This window comes from Cupriavidus sp. GW821-FHT02F09, assembly GCF_059421605.1.
This window is the reverse complement of sequence record NZ_JBWKVH010000035.1, coordinates 52243-68338: the sequence shown is the minus strand read 5'-3', so window position 1 is coordinate 68338 and position 16096 is coordinate 52243. Positions and strand designations below refer to the sequence as shown.

The following is a 16096-nucleotide window of genomic DNA, read 5'->3' as shown; positions in this document are numbered from 1 at the left end:
AGGAGTCTTCATGGCAGCACGCCAAGCCCGTTCCCCTGCCGCGCTGCGCGCCGGCGTTTCCGCCCTCGCGCTGGCCGCCGGCCTGCTGTGCCTGGCACCCGCCGCCGCGCAGGCGCAAGCCACCGGCAGCGAGAGCCTGCAGGCGCAGATCGAGACCCGCGCCAAGGCCGTCGAAGCACAGCTGATCGCCTGGCGCCGCGACATCCACCAGCATCCCGAACTTGGCAACTATGAAGTCCGTACCTCCAAGTTGGTGGCGGACCATCTGCGCAAGCTCGGCATGGAAGTGAAGACGGGGGTCGCCAAGACCGGCGTGGTGGGCGTGCTCAAGGGCGGCAAGCCGGGCCCCGTGGTGGCGCTGCGCGCGGACATGGATGCGCTGCCGGTGAAGGAGCGCGTGGACGTGCCCTTTGCCTCCAAGGCCAAGGGGCAGTACCTGGGCAAGGAAGTGGACGTGATGCACGCCTGCGGGCACGACACCCACGTCGCGATTCTCATGGCCACGGCCGAGGTGCTGGCCGGCATGAAGGACCAGTTGCCCGGCACGGTCAAGTTCATCTTCCAGCCGGCCGAGGAAAGCCCGGCGGATTTCGAGCCCAACGGCAGCAATATGTGGGGCGCCAAGCAGATGGTGGCCGAAGGCGTGCTGGACAATCCCAAGGTGGATGCCATCTTCGGCCTGCACGTGAGCAGCGGCATCGAGTCGGGCAAGCTGGCCTGGCGCAGCGGCCCGTCGATGGCCGCCGCCGACCAGTTCTGGATCGACGTCAAGGGCCGCCAGACCCATGGCGCGCGCCCCTGGGGCGGCATCGACCCGATCGTGGTGGCCTCGCAGATCGTGCTCGGCCTGCAGACCATCCAGAGCCGCCAGGTCAACGCCATGCTGGAGCCTTCGGTGATCACGGTTGGCACCATCCACGGCGGCAACCGCATGAACATCGTGCCGGAGAAAGTCGAAATGATGGGCACGGTGCGCACCTATGACGAAGGCATGAAAAAGGACATCCATGCCCGCATGAAGCGCACCACCGAAGCCATCGCCAGCAGCGCCGGCGCCGAGGCCACCTTCAAGGTCGTGGAGCTTTACAACGCCACCGTCAACCAGCCCGCGCTGACCGACAAGATGGCGCCCACGCTCAAGCGCGTGGCCGGCGATGGCAACTGGATGATCGCGCCCAAGGCCACGGCGTCGGAGGATTTCTCCTTCTATCAGGAGAAGGTGCCGGGGTTGTTCTTCAACCTGGGCGTCACGCCCAAAGGCGTGGACGTGGCCAAGGCAGCATCCAACCACTCGCCGGAATTCTATGTGGATGAGGCCGCGCTGGTGAATGGGGTCAGGGCGCTAGCTGGTCTGACGGTCGACTATATGACGATGGCGCAGCGATAAGGGGGATTGCCGGGCAGACGATGATCGGAGGTGATCTCGTCTGTCTGGAGGGCTGTTATGGGCCATGACGGCCTCGGCCAGTCATGGCCATCCAGCGATGCATGGCCGGATGACTGAACTGGCGGCCTCTCCGGCCATCCACGCTTGCATGGGCGAACTGCCGAAGCGGCCCGACAACGGTCATCCTGTGCCAACAATCGGCATGCAGTTGCGGAAATCGTCCTGAAGCCGGCAGCCGGGATCCCCATCTTCTCCGGCATCTTCTCCGGCATATGCCGAACTGCAGCTCTAGTGGGAACCTGGTTGGGTATGGCCTCCCTGCTTAGCGTCGTGCCAAGCAAGCACAGGAACTTCGAGGCAAGATGCTGAGGCAGACTGGCTGGAGCGGGTTAGGGAAATCAGCCGCGAGCAAACATGGGTGAACTGACGCTTGCCAGTGCCAATGCACTGGCGCACTCCTGAACAAGGGGAGCCAGTGCCTCCATGCGCTCCTTGGTCATTCGCACCGATGGGCCGGCAATGCTAACGGTGCCGATAGGCTCGCCACCGTTCTGTCTCCGGACTACTGCCGCCAAAGCGCTGGTGCCAGCTTCGTAGGCGTCGAAGACGACCGCATAACCTCGTTGCCGCGTCTGCTCCACCTGCTCCATGAGCGCGCGCAAAGTCTGCGGTGCGCTCGGACCCATCTCTCGAGCGCGCTCCATACCCTGTAGGGCAACCAACTCCAGTGCGCGCTCCTCACTCACGGCCGCAAGCCACGCCAATCCGTTCGCGGTAGCAGGCAGATACACGTCCAGACCAGCATCCGGGTCGTAACGAAGACCGGAATGCGAGCCTTGGGCCTTCGCGACCCAAATCAGCTGACTGTCTTCGATAACGGCGAGCCGCGCCAACTCCCCGCTGGCTTCGGCGAGATCGTCCAGCAGGGGCTGCGCGACATCGGCAATGCCGGTGGCAGCCAGATAGCCGAGGCCCAGCGACGCGAGCTTGACCGTCAGCATGTATTGAGACTTGCTCTGGTCGTGTTTCACGTAACCCATCTCCTTGAGCTCACCCAGCAGACGGTGCGTCGCCGTCCGCGGGATGTCCAGGCGGTCGGCAATCTCAAACATCGGCAGCCCGCGCACATGGCGGGCGAGTAATTCGAGGATGGATAGAGCGCGGTCGCGGACTGAGGCCATAAGCGTTTCCTTTGGGGGATGGACGAATTGGTGAAATGCTAACCCAACTGGGATCCAACTCCATCCCGCACCACCCCAAGAGTAAGGGTAAACACCTTTATTGGAATCAACATCCATTTGGTATCGTATTCCAAACAAGACCGCCGCGGCACTGCCGTCGAATCTTCCAGGGATACGCCATGAAACTTGCCATCGACTCCTATTGCTTTCACCGATACTTCGGCGAGGTTTACCCTGGCATCGAAGATGATCCCGGTTCACGCATGACCATGCGGGGCTTTCTCCAGCGGGCAAGCAGCCTCGGCGTGGACGGCGTATCGCTTGAATCCTGCTTCCTGCCAAGCCTGACTCCCGAGGCCGTGAGCCAGTTGCGCGAGGACCTGGACGAGCGCGGACTGGAACGGGTGTGGGCTTGGGGTCACCCGAGTGGGCTCCAATCGGGCGATGCGCCGGAAGAAGTTGAGGATCTCAATCGTCACACCGAGATCGCTGCGGCGATCGGCGCCAAAGTGATGCGTATCTGCTGTGGCGGCCGTCGCACGCGACCGGCCGAATGGGGCACGCACAAGGGCAAATTGGTCCCATTGCTGCGCAACGCGATAGCGCATGCCGAGCAGCACGGTGTCGTGCTCGCCATCGAGAACCACATCGACTTTCTGGCCGACGAACTGGTTGAGTTGATCCAAACCATCGACTCCCCCTGGCTGGGCGTTTGCCTGGACACCGCCAACAACCTGCGCATGCTGGAAGACCCGATGGTCGCGATTGAGAAACTGGCCCCCTATGCACGCGCCACGCATGTGAAAGATGTCGCTGCCAGAAGTGGCAATCCCCGAGAGTTCGCCTTTTGGCCGAGCGTTCCCCTCGGCAAGGGCCTCATCGACATTCCGCGAACTTTCGACGTGCTGCGCAAGCACGGATACACCGGCCTGCTCGCGCTGGAAATCGACTATCTGCATCCCGCCTTTGGCGGCGACGAACAGGCCATCGCCGACAGCCTCGACTACATGCGCGGCTTGCTCTAGACGTCGCCCCGCCCCGCCGGGCGCATTGGAAACGTTGCCCTCTACAAAATAACGGAGACATTCATGAAAGCGCCCAGTCAGATCAACGTCCAGGAGTTTTTGGACTCCAGGCCATTCGGCTCTTTTCACTGGAAGATCCTTCTGCTGTGCTTGACCATCCTGATCCTCGACGGATTCGACATCGTGGCAATGGGCTTTATTGCGCCCGCCCTCGTCGCGGACTGGAAGATTCCGCGCGAGGCGCTTGGACCGGTACTGAGCATGGGGCTGTTCGGGCTGGCGATTGGCGCGCTGACGGGGGGCCCGCTAGCGGACCGCTTCGGCCGGCGCAAGGTCATTATTGGCGCGGTCTTCTTCTTCGGCCTCATGAGCCTGGCATCGGCGTGGTCCCCAAACATCGCGGTGCTGTCGGTCCTGCGATTCCTGACCGGTCTGGGCCTCGGCGCATCGCAACCAAATGCTGCGACGCTGGTCTCCGAATACGCCCCGAAGAAGTACCGTTCACTGATGGTGACAGTTGTCTACTGCGGCTTCACGCTTGGCGCCGCAGGTGGTGGCTTCCTTGCCAACTATCTGATCACGACACATGGCTGGGCGTCGATCCTCGTCGTAGGTGGTGTGGTGCCGATCGCCTTCGCGCTGTTGCTCTGCTTCCTTCTGCCCGAGTCCGTGAAGTTCTTGGCTGTCAGGCATGGCGGTCATGGCGAACTGCTGCACATTGTCAACGCGATTGCTCCTGAGACGGCCGACCCGGCGACCGAGTTCGTGACGCCTGAACGTGAACATGTGGGCAAGAGTGCCATCAAGCTCATTGTCTCCAAACCGCATGCGGCAGTGACCCTCGCCCTGTGGGCCGGGCTATTCATGAATCTCTTGACCGTCTACTTCCTCAACAGTTGGCTGCCGATCATGGTCAAGGACGACGGCTTCACGCTGGCCGACGCGGCGCTTGTCGGCGCCATGCTCCAAGTCGGCGGCACGCTCGGCAACATTGTCATCGGCTGGGAAATGGATCGATTCAACCCGCACAAGGTCATGATCGGGACGCTGCTCGGCGCAGCATTGTTCACGGTGGCGATTGGCTCTCAGCATCATAGTGTCGATATGCTGATGGGGCTGGTCTTCTTGCTTGGCTTTTGCATCAACTCGGCCAACACGGGCTGGACTGCTATGGCTGCGGGCTACTACCCGACGGAAATGCGTGCGACGGGGACCAGTTGGATGACCGGCATCGGCCGGTTCGGTGCGATCTCCGGCGCGTCCCTCGGCGCAGTACTACTGGCCCTGAAATGGGACTTCGGCCAGCTCTTCATGGCCCTGACCTTTCCGATTGGTATCGCGATTGCGGCGGCCTACATCAAGGGGCGGCACAACGCCACGAACATGATCGCACGCAAGGCGCCTGCAATGTGAGCCGGCACTTGCCTCGCCCGCCAGGGTCTTCGACCGAGGCGTCTCACATGTCAGCCAAATCTTCTACACGGCCCGATCGCCGGAGACTGAGTCATGACGCAATCTCTTTTGATTCCCAGCCCACAAGGCACAACACGCCTATTCGCGGTGTTGGGCGATCCCGTTGGGCAGGTGCAGGCCCCCGTGCTACTGAACCGCCTCTTCCTGGAACTTAACGCGGACGCGGTCACGATTCCCGTACACGTCAGACCGGGACAGTTGAAGACCGTGGTCGAAGGGCTCAAGCGCATGGAGAACCTCGACGGGATTGTGGTCACTATCCCGCACAAGTTCGCCATCTGCTCGCACGCCGATCGGGTCAGTACGACGGTCGGGTTGGCAGGCTCCGCCAACGTCCTGCGGCGCGATCCCGACGGCAGTTGGTTCGCCGAGAACTTGGATGGCTTGGGATTCGTGCAGGGCTTGCGCGCGCAGGCGCACGAACCAGCCGGCAAACTCGTCGCACTTTTCGGCGCTGGAGGAGCGGGGGCAGCAATTGCCACAGCGCTCGTTCAAGCGGGCGTCAGACGCGTGATGCTGACCGACACATTGGCGAGCAGGGCCGACGATCTGGCCGACCGCTTGAATGCATACAAGCCAGAGGTAGCGATTTCTTTGGCGAACCCGACCTTGAATGACGTGGACATGGCGATCAATGCAAGTCCGGTCGGACTGAATGCGCACGATCCCATTCCGTTCCCTATCGATGATTTGCCGCGGCATGCGATCGTTACCGACATCATCATGAAACCGGCCGAAACCCGACTGCTCAAGTGTGCGGTCAAACGCGGGCTCAAGACGCACCCCGGCATTCACATGCTAACGCCGCAAATCCAACTGTATGCCGAGTTCTTCGGTGTCACGAGACCCGTTCACGGCAATTGTTGATTCGAATGGCGGGTCGTCGCGGTACTTCGCGGCCTTCCTGAGCGGGTGCGGCGCATCGGTACCGATTGCAGATAGCATCCGCACAAGTAGGTCCATGCCGCGACGATCTGGTCAGGGGTACCAGGAATTCATCTGCGGCGCTCATGGCCGGGACTCGACGCTCCAAAACGCGATGTCGCAGTGCGATGCATTCGGCCTGCTGCCCTCGGAGGCCGCGGCCGAAATTGCCACCCTCATCGACGCCGTGAACGCCTGGCAGGAACACTTCGCGCAGGCCGGCGTGACAGAGCGCGACATGGAGAGCCTGGCCGAGCGCATCGACGGCGAAGCGCTCCTAAGCCAACGCGCCGGCTTCGACCAGGCCCGGTTTCAGTTCACGCCGGCCAAGAGAAAGCGAGCAAGCCCCTTCCGGCGCACTTGAAATCCTCGCACGACACACCAGTCCCTGCCCAAGCGCGTGGTACCAACTGAAGCCGTTCGATGCGCGGCTCGCGTTCTGTCGCCTGCGGGATCGAAGCAGCCGCGTGGGGATGCGCTGGGCATGGTAGCAGGGATGGAGACAATGTGCGGCACGCACCCGGAGGGCTGAAATTGGTCGGAGAACAACGGCTGCAAGCAGCTAAGCGTCGGTTTTTTCTGCCATCTCAAGTGCATCGCCTACCTCAACTTCACGACATCAGGTATGGCACTCATGGTGCCTAGCGTCCAGAATGCTCCGTCGCAAACCCGGGCATTGGGATGCTTGCCAGGAACAAAAATGCATAGTGGAGTTTGGACGGCCCCGTTCAGCGGGTAGGCCCAGCGATATATGCCGAATGTCTGTCTGGTGCACGGGAACCGACATGTCGCGCACAGTGCATAGTCACCCGCTTCGGGCCGATAGTGTTGAAAAACTCAATCTGCCATCTGAGCAGACTAGGCCTGCGGGTTTCCGACCTCTCAGATCGGCCTGTATTGCACGATCGTCGATCGGTTGGGGGTTCGGGTACCCCTGAAATCTCGCCGGAAATGGGGTCTACAGAGTTTCTCAACACTATCGGCCAATTCCAGTCACTCAGAAGCGATTCACGAATGCCCCCTCACAGGGCGGACAAGAGAAGTTCATCGACCATGCTTCGAGCTTCCGCGGTCTGGTTTTGACAGGTGGTCCCTCGCGCTGCCTAGTCGCCGCCGACCGAAAGGTGCTGCCCCAAGGCCTGCATCAGGATCTCGTGGATTCGCTCACACCATTCCGGGAGGAAGTTTCGGGACGCGTGTCGATTTGATAGTGACTCGCACGTCGGTGTGATGGCCGCCTTGCTGTTTCAGCGAAGCCGCCCCGGGTCACGAACTTGTTGATACGAGAAGCCCCAGTCACGTCTACGCCAACTGGCTGGTCGTTGCCTGTGGTTTGGCAATAGTTCGTGCGATTTCGCACAGAGCAACAAATAGCGAGTCACTAGTCTGGATCATCAGAACGCGCCGTTGCTTCGAACGGTGCGCACCGGTCTCAGTGGAGAATCGGATGGATCGCTTCTACCTGTTCGACCCGTCGTTCCGCCCCAGCGCGACCATGGGACGCGTACCCATTTATAGCAGCACGCCCGAGCGCGCCGCGGCGTCGCAAATGACCGCATTTACCACGGCCCTGCAGGCATACACCGGCCAAGTCTTCAATAACTACGATACGCTACACGATTTCTCGGTACGGGAATATCGGACGTTCTGGCAATGCTTCGTGCAGTGGTCGCAGGGGCTTGCGTGGTCCGGCAGCTCCGAGCCGGTCTGCGTCGGCGACGAGTGCGAGTATGCACGCTTCTTCCCGCAGGTCCAACTGAACTACGCGGACAACCTGCTTGGCTTGGCGATAGCGACGCCCGACACACCTGCGCTGACCGCATGTCACGCAGATGGCCGACGTGTACGCCTGACCCGCGGCGAACTGCGCAATCGGGTAGCTCGTCTTGCGCATGCTCTTTCGGAGTTGGGGCTGCGCGATGGGGACCGCGTGGTTGGCGTGATGCGCAACGACGCGGATGCGGTCGTTGCCGCGCTGGCCGTCACCGCGCTCGGTGCAACGCTGTCGACCGCCGCGGCCGAGATGAGCGTCGAGACGATCCTCGATCGCTTCGCGCCGCTAGCGCCGCGACTGCTGTTCGCGCACGCTGCGGATCGGGCGTTCGACACAGGCATGTCGCTGGCGGATAACGTCGCCGATCTGGCTGCCGCGTTGCCGTCGCTGCAGGGCGTCGTCCGGCTCGACGATGGAACCTTGCCGGACACCGTCAAGCAGCGGGTCTATTCGCTTGGCGAACTGATCGACAGTGGCGATGCCGGGAGCTTCGTGTGGCGGCGTTTCCCATTTAACCATCCGCTCTTCATCATGTTCTCGTCGGGCACTACCGGCAAGCCGAAGTGCATCGTGCATGGCGCCGGCGGCAGCCTGCTCGAGCATCTGAAGGAGCATCGGCTGCACTGCGACCTGTGGCCCGGCGATCGATTGTACTTTCACACCTCCTGCGCGTGGATGATGTGGAACTGGCAGTTGTCGGCGCTCGCGTCCGGGGCCGAGATCGTTACGTATGACGGCCCGATCTCGACGGTCGATGCGTTGTGGCGCCTCGTCGCCGACGAGCGGGTTACCGTGTTCGGCACAAGTCCCGCGTACCTGAAGATGTGCGAGGACGCGGGCCTGGTGCCGGGGCAGCAATTCGATCTCGGCGCACTGCGCGCGATGATGTCGACCGGCGCGGTGCTGTTCGACGCGCAGTTCGAATGGGTGCGCGATCACGTGAAGCCGCTGCCCCTGCAGTCAATCTCGGGCGGCACGGACATTCTAGGCTGCTTTGTGCTGGGGAATCCGAACCTGCCGATCTATGCGGGGGAAGCCCAGTGCAAGAGCCTTGCGCTTGATGTTCAGGCGTGGGAACAGGGTGCCCGCACCAGCCGAACCGGCGAGCTGATCTGCGCGAATCCGTTTCCGTCGCGTCCGCTCGGCTTTTTTGGCGACACGGACGGCAAGGGGTTTCACGCTGCCTATTTCACCAGCAACGCAGGTGTCTGGACGCACGGCGATCGCATCGAATTCTCGCCGGAAGGCACTGCGCGGCTGCATGGCCGTTCCGATGGCGTACTGAATGTTCGCGGCATCAACGTTGGTCCGGGCGAAATCTATCGTGTGCTGAGCGATATCCGGGAAATTCGCGAGGCGCTGGTGGTCGAGCAGCGGTCACGCGCTGCACCGCCTGACGCCACGCGCGCGCAAAGGTACGACCAGCGCATCGTGCTGCTGCTGGTCTTGCAGGATGGCGTCGCGCTGACGGGCGCGCTGGCCGCCCGAGTGCGCCGCGACCTCGCACGTCGTGCGTCGCCCACGCACGTGCCGGACCGGATCATCGCCGTCGACGCGTTGCCGCTCACGCATAGCGGCAAGCTGTCCGAAGCGGCCGCGCGCGATGCGGTCAACGGCTTGCCGGTCGGTAATGCCGCGGCGTTACGCAATCCCGGATGCCTCGACTCGATCCGGAACCATCCGGCACTGAACCTGGCGGCGCGCGAATTGCCACCCGCCGGCGAGTCCCGCGAACAACTAGAACGTCATTTGCAGGTGCTGTGGGAGAAGCTGTTCGACTTCGCGCCGATCGGTCACGACGACAACTTCTTCGAACTGGGTGGTCATTCGCTGCTCGCTGCGCGGTTGCTCGCCGACGTGCATCAGTCGACCGGGCGCACGATCCCACTCGCGACGCTGCTGATCGCGCCGACGATCGCGCGCCTCGCCGCGGCGATCGACGAGGGCGAACTGCAGCCGCCGTCGCCGATCCTCGTGCCCGTGCGCGCCGGCACCGGGACGCCGCTATTCCTCGTGCATGGCTTGAGCGGCTCGGTGATGGAATGTTGGGGGCTGGTCTGCGCGCTGCGTAGTCCGCGCCCGGTCTATGGACTGCAGGCACAGGGCCTTGACGGCGAGCAGCCGACACAGCGGTGCGTCGAAGATATGGCGGCCAGCTACATCGAACAGATGCGCACCGTGCAGCCGGGCGGACCGTACGCGCTGGCCGGCTACTCGTTCGGCGGGCTGGTCGCGCTCGAGATTGCACAACAGCTGATGCGCGCTGGCGAGCACATCGAATTCCTGTGCCTGCTCGATACCTATGTGCACGAGCATTTCCTCCCATGGCATGCTTGGCTGCGGCACCGCTGCAGCTATTTGAGCTACCAGTGGCGCAAGCTGCGCGCGGTGCCTGCGGCGCAGCTTTTCGGTTACCTGACGTACATGCTCGGGAAGGCGGCCGATCGCGCGGGGATGAGCCTCGGGCGCATGACGCGCCGGCCGGACGCCTACACCGAATCGTTTCCGCCTGCGCTTTGGCGCGTGCGCGAAGCGATGAGACAAGCAACGACGACCTACCGGCCGCGGCCGTATCACGCCGGCCCGATTGTCTATGTGCGCGCGGCGATTCGACACCAGGATTGGGGCGATCCGATATCGCTGTGGCGGCGTGTCGCGCGCGACGGCTTGATGATTGCCGAAGTGCCCAGCGGCCATGGCGATATGCTCGTCGAACCAAACTTGCAGGTCGTCGCGGCGCTACTGGACGAGGGGTTGGCAAACCCGTGACGCGGCGGGCGTGTTTCATGAGGCGCCGCAAGGCGTGAGCGGGGATCGAACGGCATGCAGCACGATATTGTCACCGCACGGAACGTGGTACGTACCGCATCTCTTCTACTGCCTGATCCGAGCCGCCTCACGTTGCCGGAAAGAGCCGTACATGTGTGGGTACTGCATGACGCTCTTATCGACCCGGTATGTTCGACGCTTGCCCACACGCTTTCGCCGGATGAGCGACAGCGTGCCCGAGCCTACAGACACGAAAGGCATCGCAATCACTTCATTGCCCGGCGGAGCCTTCTCCGCTGGCTGATCGGCGGCTACCTGACCTGCAAACCCGAATCCCTGCGCTTTAGTGTTGCGCCGTTTGGCAAGCCCGCCTTGCAGTGGCCGCACGCTGCAAGGCTCGCGTTCAGCGTTTCCCACACTGACGGGATGACGCTGCTCGCTTTCGCATGGGATTGCCGCGTCGGCGTGGACGTGGAGCGGCGGATTGACGGCGTAGACGTTACGGGCGTTGGACGCGGACTATTCTCTCCGATCGAGGAGAAGGTGCTTGACCCGACACGACCTGATTTGGCTGCAACCCTGCTCAGTATCTGGATCCGAAAGGAAGCCCTGCTGAAGGCGCTCGGCACGGGCCTCTCCGGCGAGCCGAACGCCTATACGACCGAAGACGACTTGCTACGCGGCGAGGGCCGCTGGTGTGCTTCGCATAACGGCACAACCATTTCCGGCTGGACGTGCCTTGACCTCGTACTCGGGCCCGAAGTCCGCGGAGCGCTGGCCGTGTCGTTTGAAGACGCAAGCGTCACCCTCCACCGTTGCTCGTTATCGACCTGGGCAAACAGCTGACCAATTCGACGGCAATGCCGCATTAACGCTGGGCCTACGAGATGCGCGATCGAACAACCAGGAAGATACATTTGAATGGTTGTCTCGGAATCAGGGTTGCCATACAGCCTGAAGTGAAGGTCTGTTAGCTGTCCAGAGTCTCCCTTGATTGTCTCTATCACCTCGTACTTAAAGTGCACGACGCCGATCGGATACTCCAACTCTCCACGATGCGCGGCCTGAACGCCGCTGCTGCGCACCAAGTACGCACTGATCATTTGAACAGCCAGTGTGCAACGAGCCGTGTATAGCGCGGCATCACCACGTAGACCATCAGGAACACGATGGCCGCCGCGACGGCTGCCTTGTCGATGAACGAGTCATGGGCGAAACCGAGGCGCGCAAGCACCGGCACGACGCCCCATGGCACGACGATGCTGAGCGGCAGGATGGCGCTCCACGTGATGAGCCACTGCTTCCACGCGGTTGGGATCTTGACCCGTGCGTTCTTTGGAGTGAACCAGAAATCGAGGCCAGTCCTGATCTCGTATCGGTCGCCTTGCCGCAGCGATGACCGCATTCTCTCAATATGTTGGCGACGCACATCGGATTCCATCCAAGCGTTGAGGCTCCTGAAGTCGGCGAAGCGGACAATGGTCGCATACTCGCGGCTCGTGCCGACCGGACGGATCACATCGGTGCTTAGGTAGCCGGAAAACCTGGAGCATGCGGCTCGGATGTCCGCGAGCCACGCTTCATACTGCTCGGCGGCGTCGGGCTCGACCTCGTGAACAATGATGCTCGTCACGATTTCCTGCGGATTGAAGGTAGTCGGGTTCATCGCACTCCCGGTGGCGCCTGCATCGAGGACGTTCATGTCGGTTTGATCATGTCACGCGCATAGGCGAGGCCCGTGCCATACCCGCCACCATGCTCGACCACGATCGAGCGAGCCTTCTCATAGGTGTCATGACGGGTCCAATCCCTCTGGAATTCGAGAAGGACCTGGAGCCAGGAAGTCATGACTGCGCCAGCGCAAGCCATCCGTCGCAACGCAAGATCATGGCTTGTTGGTGTCAGCCCGCCGCAAGCATCGGCCGCAACGTATACCTGATATCCCTCGGACAGCGCTGACAGCACCGGGAAGCTCACGCAAGCCTCCGTCAGCATGCCCGCGATGATCAGCGTACGCTTTCCGGTAGCCGTAATCGCGCCGCGCACTGCATCGTCTTCCCAAAGATTCATGTTGCGGCGCTCAATCGGCGTGACGTTTGGCAGCACGTCTCTAAAAGCCGGCATCAATGGGCCGCTGTACACCTTCGAGGCTGAAGTGGAGACCACAACCGGCAAGTCAAAGGCGACCGCGGTCTTCGCGAGCGCAAGGCCATTACTGCGCAGAATCTGGGGGTCTTGAGAACCCGCGGCGAACGCAAGGCCCGCCTGTTCATCAACGAGGATCAATGCGCAATCGGCGGGGTCGAGCAACGGTAGTTTGGACATGGGAGTTCTCTTGTTCATTTGAGACCGCGATCTTGTTTCATGCCGCGGTCTGCGATCAATCCGCCCACAGCTAGCGTGCCAGCGAGGATGCCGAGAGAAGATGACGTATGGGCATGCTTCAGGAATCCGCTCGCAAACGCGAATGCGGCGAACTCCCATTTTCTAGCAATCTTCCTTACGCTCTTCATCGTCAGTCGGGATTGAAGTGGGCAGTCGGCCCGGTCTCTGAAATGACTGGACGCCCCTTGGAACGTCCAGCCCGCGAATGCAGTATTAGCGCTCGATCACCTGCGCATGGACCGGCGCCAGCGACTCGTGCTTCGTGGCGGTGCGCTGCTCGGCCTTGTGGACCATCGTGTAGGCGTAGTCCACGCCCATGCCGTAAGCACCCGAGTGTTCCTTGGCCACCTTCATTACCGCGTCGTACGTGTCACGGTTCTTCCAGTCGCGCTGCCATTCCAGCAGGACCTGCTGCCAGGTCACCGGCACCACGCCGGCCTGCACCATGCGCTGCATCGCGTAGTCGTGCGCTTCCTTGGTGGTGCCGCCCGAGGCGTCGGCCACCATGTAGATCTCGTAGTTGCCTTCGAGCATCGCGCACAGCGCGAACGTGGTGTTGCAGACCTCGGTCCACAGGCCGGCGACGATCACCTTCTTGCGGCCATTGGCGGCCAGTGCGTCGCGCACCTTCTGGTCGTCCCAAGAGTTCATCGAGGTGCGCTCGAGCGTCTGCTTGCCCGGGAACACGTCGAGCAGTTCGGGGTAGGTATAGCCCGAGAACGAGTCAGACTCGACCGTGGTGATGGTGGTCGGGATGTCGAAGATCTTGGCCGCCTTGGCCAGGCCAACCACGTTGTTCTTCATGGTCTGGCGGTCCATCGACTGCACGCCGAAGGCCATCTGGGGTTGATGGTCGATGAAGATGATCTGGCTGTTGTGCGGGGTCAGGACTTCGAGCTTGGCGTTGGACATGGCGTTCTCTCCATTCGATGTGATTCAATTTGGCTGATGTTTCTTCGCGGCGTAAATTTGTTGCTGTGCTGCCATGGACGGAACTATAGCGTCGATAGCTTTGCTCAAAGTGATCGATTCACGGATATATTATTCAAATATTTTGAATACATGAGCCCACCGAACGGACACTCCGGAGTACGGTGAGGGATACGACTGCACCTCTGCGCCTCTGCCAGGCCATAAGCATTCATACAGGCCCGGTTAGCACTCCGTCAGACGAACCGTGGGATGGGTCGTCGCTGCGGCGTCTGGTCCGGGAGCGCGATCTCTTCCCGATCGATGTAGCACCACCCCCATCCCTCAGGGGGGTCATATCCCTCAATGATTGGATGCCCGGTTTTCTCGAAATGCGCGCGGGCATGCTTGAGGGGAGAGTTATCACAGCAGCCAACGTGACCGCAGGTTCGGCACAGCCGAAGATGCACCCACGGGCTGCCCACCTTGAGGCACTCTTCGCAACCCAGGGCGCTTGGCACGACATCACGGATCGCATCCGTATGGTCACAGGTCTTCATGCCACTTCCTTTGACAGTCTGCTGAGGTAAGCGTGGATTTGAGAGATGGCAGCGGCGCCATCGCCGACTGCGGCGGCAACTCGCTTGGTCGAGCCAGCGCGGACGTCGCCGATCGCATAAACGCCAGGCACGCTGGTCTCGAGCGATGCGTCCGATGCGCCAGTAAGAATGAAGCCTTTGTCATCCGTCGCAATCGAGCCATTGAGCCAGCGGGTATGCGGCGTCGCGCCGATGAACAGGAACAGGTGGCAGATCTCATAGTGTGTCGAGGTGCCGCTGGCGCGATCGCGAACAGTAGCGCTGGCGAGCCTGTCGCCGCTGGAGGCAAGTTCGGTCAGATCCGTACCGACATGAATCTCCACGTTGGACAGGGCCGAGATGCGGTCGATGAGGTAGCGGGACATGGTCACCGACAGGTCTCGCCTGACGAACACGTGAAGTCGCTTCACGTGTGGCGCGAGAAACACGATTGCCTGGCCCGCCGAGTTACCGCCGCCGACAAGAGCGATTTCCTTGCCAGCACACAAGCGGGCTTCGATGGGGGACGCCCAATAGGAAACGCCGGAGCCCTCGAAATGCGCGAGACCGGCAATGTCGGGGTGTCGGTAGGCGGCGCCCGAGGCAATCACGACAGTACGCGCTGCCACCGTCGAGTCGTCCGACAGCTTGAGCGCCAGCCGATCCTCGTTGCGATCGAGCCGCACCACGCTCACAGGAATAGCCACCTCGGCACCGAACTTGAGGGCCTGGGTGAATGCCCGCCCAGCGAGCGCCTGCCCGGAGATGCCGGTAGGAAAGCCAAGATAGTTTTCGATTCGCGCCGACGCGCCGGCCTGGCCGCCCATGGCGCGCTCGTCCAGAACGACCACCGAGAGGCCTTCCGACGCGCCATAGACCGCTGCGGCCAACCCGGCCGGTCCCGCGCCGACGATGGCAACGTCGTAGGTCTTCTGCTGCCCGAGCTTGGGGATGATGCCGAGACAGGCCGCCAGCTCCCGCTCATCGGGCCGCTTCAGCACGCTGCCGCCAGGGCAGACCACCAGCGGCAGGTCGCTGGGAAGAAGCGCCATCCGTTCGATAAAGCTGCGCCCCCCACCATCGACTTTGGGATCCATGACGTGGTTGGGATAGCCGCTGCGGGTCAGGAAGCCTTGGAGGCGCAGAAGATGCGCATCGTCTGGCGCACCAATCAGGATCGTGCCCGAGCCGCCGTGTTCGATCAGCCTGACACGACGCAAGATCAGCGCGCGCATGACGATCTCACCGACCTCCGCCGATCCGATCATCAGCGCACGCAAATACGGCGGATCGAACGGAAGCAGGGTTGCCCCGTCACGGCCGGCTCGTGCCGAGGCGAGCGACGCACGGCCGTCAATCTGGCTGACTTCTCCCGTGAACTGCCCTGCGCGATGGGTGGTGATTGGCGCCTCCTCGTCAAGGCCATCCCGGCGCAGAACGTCGATCGAGCCATCCAGCACGAGCCAGACGGGCACATTCCTGTCCGCCGTGGCGAAGACAACCTCACCCGCCGCAAAATACCGCGGTGGAGCGCTTGCGAACCGGCGCGCCGCCTCAACCTGGCTCGGCGTCAGGACGGGGAATATCTGGTGCCTGCGCTCTCCGACACCGTCTGCGTGCTGCTCGATCATATGAACGTTCTCCTCTCGAGAGCGGCGTCCGGTGGGTTTATTGCCAAGCGCCATCGGCTT

General features: G+C 62.2%; 13 protein-coding genes. 7 read left to right on the top strand and 6 right to left on the bottom strand.

Features of this window, described 5'->3' with window-relative positions; all coding sequences use genetic code 11:
• Nucleotides 1-10: 10 nt before the first annotated feature.
• Nucleotides 11-1387, top strand: coding sequence for an amidohydrolase (locus tag AC07XB_RS29050; RefSeq protein WP_492830864.1), 1377 nt, complete (start codon nt 11-13; stop codon nt 1385-1387).
• A 398-nt stretch (nt 1388-1785) separates the two neighbouring features.
• On the opposite strand, the gene AC07XB_RS29045 is transcribed toward AC07XB_RS29050, so the two are convergent.
• Nucleotides 1786-2568, bottom strand: coding sequence for an IclR family transcriptional regulator (locus AC07XB_RS29045; RefSeq protein ID WP_492830863.1), 783 nt, complete (start codon nt 2566-2568; stop codon nt 1786-1788).
• Nucleotides 2569-2747: 179 nt separating this feature from the next.
• Here AC07XB_RS29045 and AC07XB_RS29040 point away from each other — a divergent pair, with 179 nt between their 5' ends.
• From AC07XB_RS29040 to AC07XB_RS29015, 6 genes are all read left to right on the top strand, one after another.
• Nucleotides 2748-3593 carry a sugar phosphate isomerase/epimerase family protein gene (locus tag AC07XB_RS29040; RefSeq protein WP_492830862.1) on the top strand — a complete coding sequence of 282 codons (846 nt, stop codon included), beginning with the start codon at nt 2748-2750 and terminating at the stop codon, nt 3591-3593.
• Nucleotides 3594-3656: 63 nt separating this feature from the next.
• Entirely contained in the window at nt 3657-5006 is a 1350-nt protein-coding gene (locus tag AC07XB_RS29035) for an MFS transporter (RefSeq protein WP_492830861.1), read from the top strand.
• 93 nt (nt 5007-5099) lie between these two features.
• Nucleotides 5100-5933, top strand: a complete 834-nt coding sequence (locus AC07XB_RS29030; protein WP_492830860.1) for a shikimate dehydrogenase family protein — start codon at nt 5100-5102, stop codon at nt 5931-5933.
• Between the two features lie 94 nt (nt 5934-6027).
• Entirely contained in the window at nt 6028-6354 is a 327-nt protein-coding gene (locus AC07XB_RS29025) for a hypothetical protein (protein ID WP_492830859.1), read from the top strand.
• Between the two features lie 1083 nt (nt 6355-7437).
• Entirely contained in the window at nt 7438-10533 is a 3096-nt protein-coding gene (locus tag AC07XB_RS29020; protein ID WP_492830858.1) for an acetoacetate--CoA ligase, read from the top strand.
• A 54-nt stretch (nt 10534-10587) separates the two neighbouring features.
• Nucleotides 10588-11379, top strand: a complete 792-nt coding sequence (locus tag AC07XB_RS29015) for a 4'-phosphopantetheinyl transferase family protein (RefSeq protein ID WP_492830857.1) — start codon at nt 10588-10590, stop codon at nt 11377-11379.
• A 253-nt stretch (nt 11380-11632) separates the two neighbouring features.
• Here AC07XB_RS29015 and AC07XB_RS29010 read toward each other — a convergent pair whose 3' ends face one another.
• The 5 genes from AC07XB_RS29010 to AC07XB_RS28990 all read right to left on the bottom strand — a co-directional run bounded on the left by AC07XB_RS29010 (nt 11633) and on the right by AC07XB_RS28990 (nt 16036).
• A complete protein-coding gene (locus tag AC07XB_RS29010) occupies nt 11633-12235 on the bottom strand; it encodes an antibiotic biosynthesis monooxygenase (RefSeq protein WP_492372828.1) in 603 nt (200 codons plus the stop codon).
• A complete protein-coding gene (locus AC07XB_RS29005; protein ID WP_150987658.1) occupies nt 12232-12858 on the bottom strand; it encodes a hydrolase in 627 nt (208 codons plus the stop codon). Before AC07XB_RS29005 ends, AC07XB_RS29010 begins: the two co-directional genes overlap by 4 nt.
• A 273-nt stretch (nt 12859-13131) precedes the next feature.
• Nucleotides 13132-13830, bottom strand: coding sequence for a hydrolase (locus AC07XB_RS29000; RefSeq protein ID WP_013953087.1), 699 nt, complete (start codon nt 13828-13830; stop codon nt 13132-13134).
• A 254-nt stretch (nt 13831-14084) separates the two neighbouring features.
• Nucleotides 14085-14387: a UBP-type zinc finger domain-containing protein gene (locus tag AC07XB_RS28995; protein ID WP_492830856.1), complete on the bottom strand. Its 303-nt coding sequence runs from the start codon at nt 14385-14387 to the stop codon at nt 14085-14087.
• Entirely contained in the window at nt 14384-16036 is a 1653-nt protein-coding gene (locus tag AC07XB_RS28990; protein WP_492830855.1) for an FAD-dependent oxidoreductase, read from the bottom strand. Before AC07XB_RS28990 ends, AC07XB_RS28995 begins: the two co-directional genes overlap by 4 nt.
• Between the last annotated feature and the right edge of the window lie 60 nt (nt 16037-16096).

Coding starts and splice junctions, on each gene's coding strand:
- AC07XB_RS29010 (WP_492372828.1), bottom strand. CDS start 12,235: ATGAACGTCCTCGATGCAGGCGCCACCGGGAGTGCGATGAACCCGACT.
- AC07XB_RS29005 (WP_150987658.1), bottom strand. CDS start 12,858: ATGTCCAAACTACCGTTGCTCGACCCCGCCGATTGCGCATTGATCCTC.
- AC07XB_RS29030 (WP_492830860.1), top strand. CDS start 5,100: ATGACGCAATCTCTTTTGATTCCCAGCCCACAAGGCACAACACGCCTA.
- AC07XB_RS29020 (WP_492830858.1), top strand. CDS start 7,438: ATGGATCGCTTCTACCTGTTCGACCCGTCGTTCCGCCCCAGCGCGACC.
- AC07XB_RS28995 (WP_492830856.1), bottom strand. CDS start 14,387: ATGAAGACCTGTGACCATACGGATGCGATCCGTGATGTCGTGCCAAGC.
- AC07XB_RS29025 (WP_492830859.1), top strand. CDS start 6,028: ATGCCGCGACGATCTGGTCAGGGGTACCAGGAATTCATCTGCGGCGCT.
- AC07XB_RS29035 (WP_492830861.1), top strand. CDS start 3,657: ATGAAAGCGCCCAGTCAGATCAACGTCCAGGAGTTTTTGGACTCCAGG.
- AC07XB_RS29015 (WP_492830857.1), top strand. CDS start 10,588: ATGCAGCACGATATTGTCACCGCACGGAACGTGGTACGTACCGCATCT.
- AC07XB_RS29045 (WP_492830863.1), bottom strand. CDS start 2,568: ATGGCCTCAGTCCGCGACCGCGCTCTATCCATCCTCGAATTACTCGCC.
- AC07XB_RS29000 (WP_013953087.1), bottom strand. CDS start 13,830: ATGTCCAACGCCAAGCTCGAAGTCCTGACCCCGCACAACAGCCAGATC.
- AC07XB_RS29040 (WP_492830862.1), top strand. CDS start 2,748: ATGAAACTTGCCATCGACTCCTATTGCTTTCACCGATACTTCGGCGAG.
- AC07XB_RS29050 (WP_492830864.1), top strand. CDS start 11: ATGGCAGCACGCCAAGCCCGTTCCCCTGCCGCGCTGCGCGCCGGCGTT.
- AC07XB_RS28990 (WP_492830855.1), bottom strand. CDS start 16,036: ATGATCGAGCAGCACGCAGACGGTGTCGGAGAGCGCAGGCACCAGATA.